Origin of the sequence: Rhizobium sp. BK312 (genome assembly GCF_014193605.1) — a bacterium.
GTDB lineage: Bacteria > Pseudomonadota > Alphaproteobacteria > Rhizobiales > Rhizobiaceae > Rhizobium.
Window position 1 is genome coordinate 102446 of the sequence record NZ_JACHZP010000010.1, and the last position, 14586, is coordinate 117031.

Annotated in this window: 14 protein-coding genes; 5 read left to right on the plus strand and 9 right to left on the minus strand. The window is 60.0% G+C overall.

What is annotated here, in order from left to right:
• Positions 1-82: 82 nt before the first annotated feature.
• The 8 genes from FHT85_RS25220 to FHT85_RS25255 all read right to left on the minus strand — a co-directional run bounded on the left by FHT85_RS25220 (position 83) and on the right by FHT85_RS25255 (position 6569).
• Positions 83-592: a Dps family protein gene (locus FHT85_RS25220; RefSeq protein ID WP_112400252.1), complete on the minus strand. Its 510-nt coding sequence runs from the start codon at positions 590-592 to the stop codon at positions 83-85.
• 298 nt (positions 593-890) lie between these two features.
• Positions 891-1640 (minus strand): SDR family NAD(P)-dependent oxidoreductase, encoded by a 750-nt coding sequence (locus FHT85_RS25225; RefSeq protein WP_112400253.1) that lies wholly within the window; start codon positions 1638-1640, stop codon positions 891-893.
• A 157-nt stretch (positions 1641-1797) separates the two neighbouring features.
• Positions 1798-2052 carry an ArsR/SmtB family transcription factor gene (locus tag FHT85_RS25230; RefSeq protein WP_083258232.1) on the minus strand — a complete coding sequence of 85 codons (255 nt, stop codon included), beginning with the start codon at positions 2050-2052 and terminating at the stop codon, positions 1798-1800.
• A 152-nt stretch (positions 2053-2204) separates the two neighbouring features.
• Positions 2205-2969: a lipid A 1-phosphatase LpxE gene (lpxE, locus tag FHT85_RS25235; protein ID WP_112400254.1), complete on the minus strand. Its 765-nt coding sequence runs from the start codon at positions 2967-2969 to the stop codon at positions 2205-2207.
• Between the two features lie 200 nt (positions 2970-3169).
• A complete protein-coding gene (leuB, locus tag FHT85_RS25240) occupies positions 3170-4282 on the minus strand; it encodes a 3-isopropylmalate dehydrogenase (RefSeq protein ID WP_112400255.1) in 1113 nt (370 codons plus the stop codon).
• A 156-nt stretch (positions 4283-4438) separates the two neighbouring features.
• Entirely contained in the window at positions 4439-5257 is an 819-nt protein-coding gene (locus FHT85_RS25245) for a sugar phosphate isomerase/epimerase family protein (protein WP_112400256.1), read from the minus strand.
• Between the two features lie 281 nt (positions 5258-5538).
• On the minus strand, positions 5539-6147 hold the full coding sequence (leuD, locus tag FHT85_RS25250) for a 3-isopropylmalate dehydratase small subunit (RefSeq protein WP_112400257.1): 609 nt from the start codon (positions 6145-6147) through the stop codon (positions 5539-5541).
• A gap of 185 nt (positions 6148-6332) precedes the next feature.
• Positions 6333-6569: a hypothetical protein gene (locus FHT85_RS25255; protein WP_041677743.1), complete on the minus strand. Its 237-nt coding sequence runs from the start codon at positions 6567-6569 to the stop codon at positions 6333-6335.
• A gap of 111 nt (positions 6570-6680) precedes the next feature.
• On the opposite strand from FHT85_RS25255, the gene FHT85_RS25260 reads away from it, so the two are divergent.
• On the plus strand, positions 6681-7625 hold the full coding sequence (locus FHT85_RS25260) for an HpcH/HpaI aldolase/citrate lyase family protein (protein WP_112400258.1): 945 nt from the start codon (positions 6681-6683) through the stop codon (positions 7623-7625).
• Positions 7626-7662: 37 nt separating this feature from the next.
• On the plus strand, positions 7663-7869 hold the full coding sequence (locus FHT85_RS25265; RefSeq protein WP_037155128.1) for a DUF1737 domain-containing protein: 207 nt from the start codon (positions 7663-7665) through the stop codon (positions 7867-7869).
• Positions 7870-7918: 49 nt separating this feature from the next.
• On the opposite strand, the gene FHT85_RS25270 is transcribed toward FHT85_RS25265, so the two are convergent.
• A complete protein-coding gene (locus tag FHT85_RS25270; protein WP_015341742.1) occupies positions 7919-8356 on the minus strand; it encodes a metallopeptidase family protein in 438 nt (145 codons plus the stop codon).
• Between the two features lie 274 nt (positions 8357-8630).
• Here FHT85_RS25270 and FHT85_RS30620 point away from each other — a divergent pair, with 274 nt between their 5' ends.
• From FHT85_RS30620 to FHT85_RS25280, 3 genes are read left to right on the plus strand one after another with little or no spacing between them, the layout of a single operon-like run.
• Positions 8631-9611, plus strand: coding sequence for an ImuA family protein (locus FHT85_RS30620; RefSeq protein WP_246780087.1), 981 nt, complete (start codon positions 8631-8633; stop codon positions 9609-9611).
• 40 nt (positions 9612-9651) lie between these two features.
• Positions 9652-11079 (plus strand): DNA polymerase Y family protein, encoded by a 1428-nt coding sequence (locus FHT85_RS25275; protein WP_246780097.1) that lies wholly within the window; start codon positions 9652-9654, stop codon positions 11077-11079.
• On the plus strand, positions 11076-14543 hold the full coding sequence (locus FHT85_RS25280; RefSeq protein ID WP_112410478.1) for an error-prone DNA polymerase: 3468 nt from the start codon (positions 11076-11078) through the stop codon (positions 14541-14543). Before FHT85_RS25275 ends, FHT85_RS25280 begins: the two co-directional genes overlap by 4 nt.
• Positions 14544-14586 lie beyond the last annotated feature (43 nt).

Sequence of the window (14586 nt, forward strand, 5' to 3'; positions counted from 1 at the left end):
TGCATCGTTGCCGGAGCGAGGAAATCGGAGGCGTCGAAACCGGCCTTCGACCTATCGTGTTCGAAGGCGTGTCACTTCGATGTCAGCGGTTGGACTGGCGGGTGGTTTCAAACAGGAACCAAGTGCGGCGCTCGGTCTCGTCAATCCAGTTTTCGAGAAGGCTGGCTGTGGCGACATCGCCATATTCGTCGCAAACGTCGTGAACGGCACGCATTTCGGCGGAAAGCTTCAGATTATCGTCCGCCAGCTCGGCGAGCATGTCCTGCGGATCGACATATTCGGCATCATTGTCCGGGATGCGCTGCAGCTTGGCGATCTGCCCGATCGACCGCAGGGTCGTTCCGCCGATCTTCCTGGCACGCTCTGCCATCGGGTCGGTCATCGCGAAAATCTGTTCGCCCTGTTCGTCGAGAAGCAGGTGATAATCGCGGAAATGCGGCCCACTCATATGCCAGTGAAAATTCTTGGTTTTCAGATAGAGGGCGAAGACATCCGCCAGCAGGGCGCTCAAGGCCGCGGAAATATCGCGCGTCGCCTCCTCGCTGAGATTGGTGCGCGTACCCAATTTCGATTTGGTGTTGGCGGTATTCATAAAGGCGTCCTCCGTTTGTTGTTCACGACAGCGATCGCCGGCGGATCTTAGGGGAGTTCGATGACATCAGCTGCTGCGCGGGATCGCATTGAAGACAGGATTGTTTTGAAATTTCACAGTCGAAATGTCGCTTCGCGGCATGGCCAACTGCGATGCTTAGGCGGAAAAACCCGAACGTCTCTACTAAATAGGAAAATGGAATGGTTTGGCAATTGCTTGGCTATGGATTGGCGCGGCGTGCCGTCCCGCCGCGCCGCCGATACCGTCTCTTCTCGGAGGCGGCATCGGGATCATGCGGTTACTTCAGGCCACCGCCGACATAGATGGTTTCGCCGGTCACCCAGCCCGCATCCTGGGAGGCGAGGAAGACGGCGACCGGCGCGATATCCGTCGGCTGGCCGAGACGGCCAAGCGGTGTCTGGGAGACGAGATGCTTCTCAAAATCGCTGCCAATGATGCCTGCGGCAACGACGCCCTCCGTCTCGACGCCACCGGGTGCCAGATTGTTGACGCGGATATTGCGTGGACCGAGTTCCTTGGCGAGGATCTTGGTGATGGAATCAACAGCGGCCTTGGTCGCCGTATAGACGGAGGCCGTCGCCAGGTTCATGCTGACGGCGTTGGAGCCGATATTGATCACATTGCCACCCTCGGCGCCAAAGTGCTTCACGGCTTCCTGCGTGGCCAGCAACGTGCCAAGTACGTTGATATTGAACTGGCGATGGAACTCCTGCTCGGTGAATTCCTCGATCGGGGCGAATTGATAGACGCCGGCATTGTTAACGAGGATATCGACGCGGCCGAAGGCTTGTTTCGTTTCTGCAAAGAGGCGCTTGACGTCTTCTGATTTGGAAACGTCGCCATGGACGGCGAGCGCCTTGCCGCCCTTGGCTGCGATTTCCGCAACCACCCTGTCGGCGCCTTCGCGGCTCGAGGCGTAGTTGACGACAACGGCCGCGCCCGCTTCGCCCATTGCCTTGGCGATGCCGGCACCGATGCCCTTGGATGCTCCGGTCACGATCGCGACCTTGCCTGCCAGTTTGCTCATGTCATTTTCCTTCGAAAAACTTAGACAGTTTTACAATCATCGAATCATTTGGCGCGTGCGACCCGAAAACCGATCGCACCGTCACTTTGATATTTAGATAATCATCTAATTGATACAAGGGCGGTGAGAAGAAATGCTGATGGCGTGAATGGAATCGTCAGATCTTGGAAAGTTCCGCCATATAGGCGTTCAGCGTATCGCGGCGCAGCACGAGATTGGCGAATTTACCTTCGCGCTGGATCTCGATGAGGCCCGCATTCTCCAGCTCCTTGATATGATGCGACATTGTCGCGGCGCTGACAGCGTGGCATTCGTTCAGGAGGCTGCAGGGCATGGGTTCGCTCCGTGTGCCGATCTCCTTCAGGATCTGCACGCGTCGCGGCTCGGCAAGTGCCCGGGAGATCAATCCCATCTGCCTTTCGCTCAAACGTATTGGCCCGGCATCCATGGTGTTCATCGCAAACGGAAACAAAATCGGGTTGACTGGCTTCGATCATCCCCATCCTGCCAGATATATGAATGCGCGAGAGCCTTGGCAACCTTTGCGATGCAGCCGCGGCGGGCTCAGGAATCGGTCTGACGCAGCCTGCTGCTTTTGAAGAACGGCAAGCGCGGCGTCGGCCAACCGGCCGCGTCGATGCGGAAGAGCAGGCCGTAGCGTGAATAGACGATGGCTATCATGAAGGAAAACCAGCCGCCGAGCGCCAGGCCGGCCATGACGTCGCTCGGATAATGCGCGCCGACCATGACGCGGGTGATCGCCAGCCATAGGGCGCAAGCAGCGAAGATATAGCGATAGCGCGGAAACAGGAAGGCAAGCGCCACGAACAGGGCGCCGATGGTGGTCGCATGGCCGGAGGGGAAGCTTTCGAAGCTGGCACGGCCATTAAAAGGCGAGAAGCCAAAAGGCCCCCAATCGGCAAAATGCGTCGGGCGGGCGCGGCCGATGGCACGCTTCAGCAAATTGGCGAGGATGCCTGAAAGCGCCACGGTTGTCAGGAGATAGCCGCCGATCTGACAGATGCGCAGTGCTTGGCAGCGACAGCGTTGCGAATGCAGCAGCTTGCTGCCTGCCCAACCTTCGAAAAACAGGAAGGCGCTGATGAGAAGGATCCATCCGGAATCGCCGAAATCGGTCAGCATTCCACCGACGAAGCGAATGGAGGGCGATAGGTCTTTAAGGGTGGCGCCGACAGGCCCATCGAACAGGAGAGCGGAAAGAAGGACAATATTGGCTGTCACAAAAAGGCAGAGTTTCCAATGGGATGGTGCAAAAGCTGCATCGCTTCGCCGCCAACGCCTGTCGAGAGACGTCAAGATCGCCTGCATAATCAGTGCCTATGTCGATTTCCAATCGATCCGATAGATAGCAGGTTGTTGTTACAGTTTTTCTAAAAATCGATGACGGGGGCCGGCGCCGCGGTCTCGAGCTGAGACGCGCCCATCCCGTTCACAAGAAAAAGCCCCGTTCCTCGCAGAATGGGGCTTCGTGTTTCACGTGAAATATATCAGGCTATTTCTGCCGGAGATTATGCGGAGAGAGCCTTGAATTCGGCAAGAATGGCGTCACCCATTTCGGTGGTGCCGACCTGGCGGCTGCCTGGCGACATGATGTCGCCGGTACGGATGCCGCTGTCGAGCACGTTGGCGATCGCCTTTTCCAGCGCATCGGCTTCGGCAACCATGGCGAAGGAATAGCGCAGGCACATGGCGAAGGAGGCGATCATGGCAATCGGATTGGCAATGCCCTTGCCGGCGATATCGGGGGCCGAGCCATGCACGGGTTCATAGAGAGCCTTGCGCTTGCCGGTCTTTGCATCGGGGGCGCCGAGTGAGGCGGACGGCAGCATGCCGAGGGAGCCGGTGAGCATGGCGGCAACGTCGGACAGCATGTCGCCGAAGAGGTTGTCCGTCACGATGACGTCGAACTGCTTCGGCTGGCGCACGAGCTGCATGCCGCCGGCATCGGCCAGCATATGCTCGAGCTGCACGTCGGAATATTTTTCCTTATGCGTCGCGGTAACGACCTGGTTCCAGAGCACGCCCGATTTCATGACGTTACGCTTTTCCATCGAGCAGACACGGTTGTTGCGGGTGCGTGCCAGTTCAAAGGCGACGCCGGCAATGCGCTCGATCTCGTAGGTGTCGTAGACCTGGGTGTCGATACCGCGCTTCTGGCCGTTGCCGAGGTCGATGATTTCCTTCGGCTCGCCGAAATACACGCCGCCGGTGAGCTCACGCACGATGAGGATGTCGAGACCTTCGACCAGCTCCGGCTTCAGCGAAGAAGCGGATGCCAGTGCCGGATAGCAGATGGCCGGGCGCAGGTTGGCGAAGAGCTGTAGATCCTTGCGCAGGCGCAGCAGGCCTGCTTCCGGACGTACTTCGTAAGGCACGCTATCCCACTTCGGGCCGCCAACAGCGCCGAAGAGCACGGCGTCAGCCGCCATTGCCTTTGCCATGTCGGCATCGGAGATCGCCGCGCCATGCGCATCATAGGCGCTGCCGCCGACAAGGCCCTCGTCGGTGACGAAGCCGGCGTTCTTGGCCTCGTTCATGTAAGCGATGATCTTGCGAACTTCACCCATGGCCTCTGGGCCGATGCCGTCACCCGGCAGGAGGAAAAGATTGCGCACTGTCATGAGGAAGCCTCCGCGAAAGAAAAAGTTGCGGGGTTTTTAGACTTCCAAATGCGGCTTTTCAAGCGAGGAAGAGGCCGAAACGGTACGGTTTTCGGGCTTTTGAGACTGGGCACCCGCCCTTGAACCACGAGGGCGGGTGGTTTGCGTCGCTTACCCTTACTCAGCCAGACCGAGCGAAGCGAGATAGGCGGCCGATGCCGGGATCTTCGACTTGTCCTTGATCTCGATGATCAGACGCGGATTGCTATTTAGCTTGGCAAGGGCGGCAAAGACCGCGCGCCAGTGGATGTTGCCTTCGCCGAGGCTCCAGTGGCGGTCGGCATAGCCGTCGGCGTCCTGCAGGTGGACATGCTGCAGGCGGTTGCCGGCGGCATGGACGTAGTAGTCAACAGGAGGAGCGCCCGTATAGCCATGGGCGTAATGGGCATGACCGGTGTCGATCGAAACGGCGACGGCGGGTGAATTGAAGCTGTCGGCGAGGCCGACGCGGATATGAGGATCCTTGTCCTCGATGTTCTCGATGACCATGGTGAGCCCGATGTCTTCGGCGCGCTTGACGGCTTCTTTCAGCGTCAGATGCGTGTATTCGATGATCTTTTCGCGCTCGCCCTTGTTGTTGTCGAGGTTGTTGTAGGACCACGACGTATAGGGGCTATGGATGACCATCTGCGTGGCGCCGATATTGGCGCAGACGTCGAGCGCCTGCAGCAGGCGCTTGGTGACGACGGCGCGGACGTCCGGGTCCTGCGAGGCGACGACAAAACCCCAGAACGGGCCGTGGATACCGAGGCGACCCTGATGGCCGTCGAGCAGCTTGCGGGCGCGCTCGGCCAGCGGAGCCCAATCGCCGTTGAGGATTTCGGCTTCGACAAAGCTCTGCAGCTCCAGATCGCGCGGCTTTTCGAGCAGCCAGTTGCGATGGATTTCGACGTCGTCGAGCGTCATGGCGGCGCCGACAATGGGAAGGGAGGTCATGAAGGGGCTCCATTGCGTGGAGAAAATTTAAGGGTGAGAGAGACGGCCCGAAGGATCTCGGCGGTCTGTATGGACCTCCTTCTTGTCGATCATATTACAGCGGGCGGGAAAGACGGCGTCTGAGCTGTTTTCGCGGGATTTGCGGTCTCCACTCCTGGGCTGTGATAATTGCGGGATAGTCCCCTCTCCCCGCAGGCGGGGAGAGGGAGTCTAATATGCCCGGCATGAAAAAAGCCGGGCGCAAGGCCCGGCTTCGAAACATGCGATAAACGAAAGACCGATCAGGCAGCCCAGGGGCGCGATGCGGCGTTCGTCTTTTCGAAATCGCTGATCGCGGAGGATTTTTCCAGCGTCAGGCCGATATCGTCGAGGCCGTTCAGCAGGCAGTGGCGCTTGAATTCGTCGAGTTCGAACTTCAGCGAGCCGCCGTCCGGGCCAGTGATCTCGAGGTTTTCCAGATCGACCGTCAGAATGGCGTTGGAGCCGCGCGAGGCGTCGTCCATCAGTTTGTCGAGCTCTTCCTGGCTGACCTTGATCGGCAGGATGCCGTTCTTGAAGCAGTTGTTGTAGAAGATGTCAGCGAAGCTGGTCGAAATAACGCAGCGGATGCCGAAATCGAGAAGTGCCCAGGGAGCATGCTCACGCGAGGAGCCGCAGCCGAAATTGTCGCCGGCGACAAGGATCTTGGCATTCTGATAGGCCGGCTTGTTCAGCACGAAATCTTCGTTCGGCGTTCCGTCTTCATTGTAGCGGGCTTCAGCGAAGAGGCCCTTGCCGAGACCCGTGCGCTTGATGGTCTTCAGGTAATCCTTCGGGATGATCATGTCGGTATCGACATTGACGACCGGGAGGGGTGCTGCGACACCGGTCAATTTCACGAACTTGTCCATGGGGTCCTGCCTTCATTCTCGTCTAAGCACGAATTATCCTGCCAATAGAGCAAATCCGGCTCGAAATGAAGGGAAATCTTGGAAATGCTCTAAAACGCGGCGCTTTGGGTCGTGGTGCCCTTCAGGACGAGGCCTGATCGCACACATAGGCCCGCCGGATAGACCACCCTGCCCTGCTTTCAATCCTAGAGGTCGATGATCGTGCCGCGACCGTCGTTCCAGATGCGCATTTCGCGCTGGCCGTTCGTCTTCGCCTTGGCGTGCACCGGGGCCGGCTTCATGCGCAGCGAAATCGCGCGGGCTGCCATCAGCACGGTAAGGATAGCGCCGACGGCGAGCGTGACCGAAACGGTAAACAGCGCCATGGCTGCAAACACGGTGATACCGGCAAGTGCGATGAACAGGGAACGAATATTCTGCATGGTCGAGACCTCTCTACATCAAGCAATGTGGCCCTCATGATTGTCATCTGCAAGAGGAGCATGGCTTTTTGTTGACTTGCCTGCCGATTAAAAGCGCGGCAAAACGGCACAATGAGCCAATCTGCGAGCCAAAACCCCTCGTCCCGTCCCGCCCGTCTGCGCCGCTCGGTCTTGAGCGTTCCCGCGATCAACCGACGCGCGCTGGACAAGCTTTCGAGCCTCGAATGCGACGCGGTCATTTTCGATCTTGAGGATTCGGTTTCGCCGGAGAAAAAGGCCGAGGCGCGGGAGAATCTCCGGGCCTTCTTTGCGGTCTCGCAGCTTCCCGGCAAGGAGCGGATCATCCGTATCAATGCGCTCTCCTCCAATTTCGGCGCCGATGACCTGGCGCTGGTTACGGAGTTGGAGCCGGATGCGGTGTTGCTGCCGAAGGTGGGCGAGCCGCAGGACGTAAGCGATGTCAGTGACCGGCTTGCGGAAGCCGATGCACCGGAAGACTTGCGTATCTGGGCCATGATCGAGACGCCGCGCGGCATCCTGAATGCGGCGGCGATCGCCGAAGCTGGGCGCACGGCAGGAAGCCGGCTCGATTGTTTCGTCGTCGGTCTCAACGACCTCAGAAAGGAAACGGGCGTTCTGCCGCAGCCCGGTCGCCCCTATCTCGTGCCCTGGCTGATGCAGGTGATATTGGCCGTCAGCGCTTACGGCCTTGAGGCGATCGACAGCGTCTTCAACGATTTCAGGGATGCTGAAGCATTTGAGGCCGAATGTGGCCAGGGTGTCGCCATGGGTTTTGCCGGCAAGATGCTGATCCACCCAAACCAGATCGAGGCGGCCAACCGGCATTTCGGCCCGGCTGAGGCTGCCATTGCCGAGGCCGAAGCCATCATTGCGGCTTTTGCCGAAACGAGCGCCGCCACTCTCAATGTCGTGAACCTTGGCGGGCGCATGGTGGAGCGGCTGCACCTTGTCCAGGCGGAAAGACTCATTCATAAAGCTCGCCTGATCGAACAGCGCTCTTCGGGCACGGCAGCGGCGTCCCGCACCGAGGTCTGACCGTCGAATTGCCCGGCCAAATACGAAAGATACCCTAATGAAACTCTACCGCTTCCTCACCGGCCCCGATGACGCTTCCTTCTGCCACAAGGTCAGTGCGGCGCTGAACAAGGGCTGGGAGCTATACGGCTCGCCGACCTATGGCTTCAATTCTGCAAGCGGGCGTATGGAGTGCGGTCAGGCCGTCGTCAAGGAAGTTGCCGGCAAGGATTACGATCCGGATATGAAGCTTTCGGAGCAGTAAGCCGTAACCGAAGTTCTTCGCCCAGGTTGGCTTACGATCGGGGTTGGTATTACCGATCCGTCGCTTCCTCAGCACTTTCCTCAATGCGCTCCATGTCCTCGTCGCTCAGGCCGAAATGGTGGCCGATCTCGTGGATCAGGACATGGGTAATGATGTCGCCGAGAGTTTCGTCGTTTTCAGCCCAATAGTCGATGATCGGCCGGCGATAGAGGCGGATCTTGTTCGGCATGTCGCCGGTCTGGGCGGTAAAGCGCTCCGAGATGCCGCGACCTTCGAAAAGGCCGAGCAGGTCGAAGGGTGTTTCCAGCGCCATATCCTCGAACACTTCGTCATCCGGGAAATCCTCGATGAGAATGACGAGGTTGCCGGTGAGCGAGCGGAATTCCTCCGGCAGGTGGCTGTAAGCCTCCATTGCCAGAGATTCGAATGTGCTGATGGAGGGAGAATGGCGATCCCGCCAATCTTCGCTCTGGTCAACGCGAGCCATGAATATTCCTTCCTTGGCTGGTCATATAGAGACTTTGCGCTGCTTTTACGAGAGCGGAATAGGGCGTGATACCGAAAAGTGTTTGAGCGGTTTTCGATCGACGTCATGCTCTATTTTTTTGATTCTAGAGCGGATTCGGATTTTCGGGTGACAGACCGACATCATCTGGCTCGGTTCACAGGAATATTTTCTTATGAAATGGTGTTGACTCTTTCTCCAAGCTCTGGAATCCATAAGAACATAACAGGAACATTATCGATCTGGAGTGAACGTCATGGCCGAGGCTGCCGTGGCGCGGGAAACGCTTTTTGCCCTGCGTGAAACCATTGCCCGACTGGAAGGCAGGCCGATCCCGGCGCTGGCAGCCGCAGCGCATGAGGCTTTGGCAGACAAGCCGGTGAGAGAGGCGATGGGTAGTGCGAAATCCCTGCCTACTGAGCCTACGCTTGAACAGTCGCTCCTTCCGATCGGCATCGATGAGCTCGATGCGGCTCTGCAAGGCGGTCTGCCGCTCGATGCGCTGACGGAAATCCGCTCGCTCGGCCTGCGCGATGCCGGGGCGGCGAGCGGCTTTGCCCTGGCGCTTGCGGCGAGACTGCATGCGCGAGCATCGGATAAGACCGCGGCCAAGTCGCCGGTCCTATGGATCGGCGATACGGTGGCAACGATGGAGGCAGGCCTGCCCTATGCCATCGGCATCGGCGATTTCGGGCTGGAGCCTCAGGCTCTCCTGCAGGCGTCGCCGCGCAAGCTCGACGATGCGCTCTGGGTGGCGGAAGCAGCCCTTGGCAGTGCTGCCTTTGCCGTCGTCATTCTGGAAGTGCGCGGCAATCCCGCCCGTTTCGGTCTGACCGAAAGCCGGCGGCTGGCGCTGAGGGCCAAGGCGGCGGGACGGCCCTTGTTTCTGTTGCGACAGGGAGGCGAGGAGGAAGCAAGCAGCGCCCTCTTCCGCTTTTCCGTCGAACCCGCGCCGGCACAGGCGCGGCCCCTGCCGGACGGATCGGTGCTTGGCGGCAGCATTGGTCACCCGGCTTTTCGTCTGACCTTGGAAAAGAGCCGAAACCCGGCGCCCCTTTCCATAACCCTGGAGTGGAATGCCCATGACCGCCGCTTTGCCCCTGTCTCCGATGTTCATTACCCTGCCTTTCCCGGCGAACACACAGCGCATTCTGGCGCTGACCTTCCCGCATCTGCCGACCGACCGGATCGCGCGAAAGCGCTGGGGTCTGTCCTGGCGTTCGGCAGGCAGGCTTGAAGCGCCGCCGCTCGCCTGTGCCGGTAAGCTGAACAATGCCATGCGGCTGACCGCCATCAACGAGCGCGCCGAAATGATCGGCCTGAAGCAGGGTCAGGGCGTGGCTGAAGCAAAGGCGATCTGTCCTGATCTTGATGTCGTCGAGGAGGATCCGGTCGCGGATCGCAAGCTTCTGGAAGCGATCGCCGACTGGTGCGACCGCTATACGCCGCTGGTGGCGATCGACGGCAAGGATGGCCTTTTTCTCGATATTACCGGCTGCGCCCATCTTTTCGGCGGCGAAGAGGCGCTGCTCGAGGATATCTTGATCCGGATTTCCCGACTGGGCTTCGATGTGCGCGGCGCCATTTCCTCTGCGCCCGGCCTCTCCTGGGCCGTCGCCCGCTTTGACGAGAGCCGCATCGTTCCGCCCGAAGCCATGGAAGAGGCACTGGCACCGCTGCCGGTTGCATGTCTTCGGCTTGGCGAGGAGATTGTCGCCGCCTTGCAGAAGATGGGCCTGAAGCAGGTCGGCGACCTTCTGGCAGCACCGCGTGCGCCGCTTGCCCGCCGTTTCGGTGCGCAGCTAATGTTGCGGCTCGATCAGGCCGTCGGCCTCGTCGAGGAACCGATTTCGCCGCGTCGCCCGGTCGCGCAATTGTCAGCCGAGCGTCGGCTTGCCGAGCCGGTGCAGGCGGAAGAGGATATTCTTCAGCTTGCTCGCCAGCTTGCCGAAACCCTGAAGCCGGGGCTGGAAGCGCGCGGCGTCGGCGGCCGTTCCTTCGAGCTTCTGCTTTTCCGGGTGGATGGGGCGGTTTTCCGCATCGCGGCTGGCGCATCGCAGCCGCTGCGGGAGCCGAACCGGATCGCCAGCCTGTTCACGGAGCGCTTCGGCGCCATTCATAACGATCTCGATGTCGGCTACGGTTTCGAAATCATCCGCCTCAATGTGCTTCAGCATGCGTCCTTCGATGCCATGCAAGGCGATTTTGTCGGAGAAGACCGCCAGGAAGGATCTCTTGCCGCCTTTGTGGATCGTGTGGCCGCCCGGCTGGGGCCGGACTGTCTGCAAGGGTTCGAGTTGCGGCAGAGCCACATCCCTGAGCGGGCCGTGCGGTCGCTGCCGGCCATGGCTATCCTCGCCTCGAAGCGGCGCACAGGTGAGAAGGATGCCGGCCATGGTTTCTTCCGCGGCGAACGGCCGCTGCGGCTGTTTCGCATGCCGGAGCTGGTCGAAACCATTGCTGCCGAAGTGCCCGACGGCCCGCCCCGGCAGTTCCGCTGGCGGCGGGTTATGCATCGGGTCAGCCGGGCCGAAGGGCCGGAGCGGCTTTCGGCGGAGTGGTGGGTCGAGGAAAAGGAAGAGCCTGCCCGCGATTATTTCCAGGTCGAGGATGAGGAGGGCCATCGTTTCTGGCTGTTCCGCAAGGGGCTCTATGGCCGAGGCGGCACAACGCCGGATTGGTACATGCACGGGGTCTTCGCATGAACGCGCGCCCGAGTTTCCACGAACCCGTACCCTTCTTTGAGATCGGGGTGAGAACGAATTTCTCCTTTCTCGAAGGTGCCTCGCATCCGGAGGAAATCGTGGCGCAGGCCGCCATTCTGAAACTTTCCGGATTTGGGATTGCCGACCGCAATTCGGTTGCCGGCGTGGTCAAGGCGCATGCGCATACCAAGCTTCTCCGGGAGAAGTACAAGGAGGGCATTGAGAAAAACCTGGAGCTTCAAGCGAAGGGCAAGCCAGAAAAGCCGCTTCTGAAGCCGGTCCCTTTCCAGCCTGGTGCGCGCCTCGTGTTTTCGGACGGTACACCTGACATTCTTGCCTATCCGGAAAACCGAAAGGGCTGGGCGCATCTCTGCCGGCTGCTGAGCGCCGGTAATCTGCGCGGCGAAAAAGGCGTCTGCATCCTGAATGAAAGCGACCTCGTGGAATGGGGTGACGAGATGATGCTGGCGCTGGTTCCCGATGCTGAAAGCGTCGAGACGCAAGAAGGGCAGGAAAAGCTAGAGCAATGCCTCAAGCGGTTATGGATGCGCTTCGGCCGGAAGTTCCACATGGTCCTGTCGCCGGCCTATGACGGGCGGGACCGGATGGTCTTCGCCACGCTTTCCATCCTGGCGCAGCGCAATGGCGTGCGGCTGATCGCCAGCAATCAGCCGCTCTATCATGCGACCGAGCGCAAGCCGCTTGCTGATATCGTCGTTTCGATCCGCGAACATGTACCGATCGCCGAGGCTGGTTTCAAACTGGCAGCGAACGCCGAGCGCTACATGAAGGACGCTGCCGAGATGGCACGTCTGTTGCGGGATTATCCGAAGGCTATCGCCAATACGCAGAAGTTTTTTAGCCGGCTTTCTTTTTCACTGGACGAGCTAAAACACAATTATCCCGACGAAAGCGTTCCTGGAGAGACCGTTGCGGAGACGCTGAAGCGGCTGACATGGGAGGGCGCCGAGTGGCGCTTTCCCGGAGGGATCCCGCCAAAGGTTTCGGCGCAGATCGAGCATGAGCTCAAGCTCATTCGGGAACGGCAATATGAGCCTTATTTCCTGACGGTGCACCGCATCATGGAGTTTGCCCGCAGTGCGAATATCCTATGCCAGGGGCGCGGATCGGCCGCCAATTCGACGGTCTGTTATTGCCTCCGGATTACCGAGGTCAATCCCGAATTAACAAGCCTGCTTTTCGAGCGCTTCATCTCGACGGAGCGCGAGGAGCCGCCTGATATCGACGTTGATTTCGAGCATGAGAAACGCGAAGAAGTCATTCAGTTCATCTACAGGCATTACAAAAAGGAGCATGCCGGGCTGACCGCGGCGGTCACCAGCTATCGGGCGCGCTCGGCCGGCCGCGAAGTGGCGAAAGCCTTCGGTTTGTCGGAGGATGTGCAGTCGGCCCTTGCAAGCGGTGTCTGGGGCTGGTCGACGGAGGAGCTGTCCGAGCGTGAGGCGAAGATTGCCGGCCTCGATCTCACGAACAAGACGACACGCAACGTCCTTTCCTATGCCTCGACGCTGATGGGGTTTCCGCGGCACCTGACCCAGCATGTCGGCGGCTTCGTCATCACCCGGGATCGGCTGGATGAGGTCGTGCCGATCATGCATACGGCGATGGACGATCGCTACATGATCGAGTGGAACAAGGACGATCTCGACAATCTCAACATATTGAAGATCGACGTGCTTGCGCTCGGCATGTTGACCTGTCTCGCCAAGGCTTTCGACCTCCTGCTGCTGCATTACGATGTGAAGAAGGCGCTCGCCGATCTTGGGAGCAAGGAATATCCGGACGGCAAGCCGGTTTATGACATGATCTGCCGTGCCGATACGATCGGCGTCTTTCAGATCGAAAGCCGGGCGCAGATGAGCATGCTGCCGCGTCTTCGGCCCCGCAAGTTCTATGATCTGGTCATTGAGGTGGCGATCGTTCGCCCCGGCCCCATTCAAGGAGACATGGTTCACCCTTACCTTAAGCGGCGGGATGACGATCTTCACAAGCGGCCGATCGAATATCATCGTCCGGAGTTGAAGGCTGTTTTGGAGCGAACTTTGGGGGTTCCGCTGTTTCAGGAACAGGCGATGCAGATCGCCATTACCGCGGCCGGATTTTCGCCCGCCAAGGCCGATCGGCTGCGCCGATCCATGGCGACGTTCAAGCGAACGGGGAGGGTCGATGAATTCAAAAAGGATCTGGTTTCGGGCATGGTCGCGAATGGCTATCCTCAGGACTTTGCCGAACGCTGTTTCAGCCAGATCGAGGGCTTCGGCGAATATGGTTTCCCTGAAAGCCATGCGGCGTCCTTCGCTCTGCTCGTCTATGCCTCGTCCTGGCTCAAGACCTACTATCCGGATGTCTTCTGTGCGGCGATCCTCAATGCCCAGCCGATGGGCTTCTATGCGCCGGCGCAGCTGGTGCGCGATGCGCGCGAGCATGGCGTCAAGGTGCGGCCGGTGGATATCAATCGCTCCAGCTGGGATTGCCTGCTGGAGAAGGCGCGTTTCGATCCGGGCGCGATCGAGCGGCGCCATGCGTCGATGCGCGATGATATCAAGACGCAATGTGCCGTCCGTCTCGGCTTCCGGCAAGTCAAGGGTCTGTCCGAGGAGGAGATGAACCAGCTCGTCGAGCGCCGGGGCGATGGCTATCGATCCGTGCGCGATCTCTGGCTGCGTTCCCGGCTTGCCAAGGCGCAGATCGAGCGCCTGGCGGATGCGGATGCGTTCGGTTCCATCGGCCTCAGCCGTCGTGAGGCGCTTTGGGCTGTGCGGGCGCTCGATGCCGGCAGTGCCGCCGAAACGCTTCCCCTCTTCGATCTCGGCGACCATGCGGAGCTGCAGGTCGAGCCGGCGGTTACGCTGCCGGAAATGCTGCCTGGCGAGCAGGTCATCGAGGATTATCGCTATCTGTCGCTATCCCTGAAGGCGCATCCGGTTTCCTTCCTGCGTACCGATTTCGCCCGGCAAGGGATCGTGCAAAGCCGGGATTTGCCCGGTATCGCCAGCGGCCGCATGGTGACGATCGCCGGGCTGGTGCTGGTGCGCCAGCGGCCGGGTTCGGCCAAGGGGGTGATCTTCATGACGCTGGAGGACGAAACCGGTGTCGCCAATGCAATCGTCTGGCCGAAGAAGTTCGAGAAGTACCGGGCCATCGTCATGGGCGCGCGGCTGGTTAAGATCCGCGGCCGGCTGCAGAGCGAAAGCGGCGTTATCCATGTGGTGGTCGATCATATTGAGGATATGACACCGGCGCTCGGGATCCTGCAGCGGGAGGCGAGGCGTTTCGGCGTCAGCGATCGGGCGGATGAGACCTTGCGGCCGACCATGGATCACAGGGAGAAGCGGAAGTCTGTCTTTCCGGCGCCCTCTTCCGGTGAGGGGGCAGCGGCGGAGGGTCGCAGCCATGGCGCCGAAACGGCGAAAGTTATGCCGCGAGGCCGCAATTTCCATTGAGATTGCGACCTTCGTATCGGGCAAAAGCTTCGGAACTCGGCCC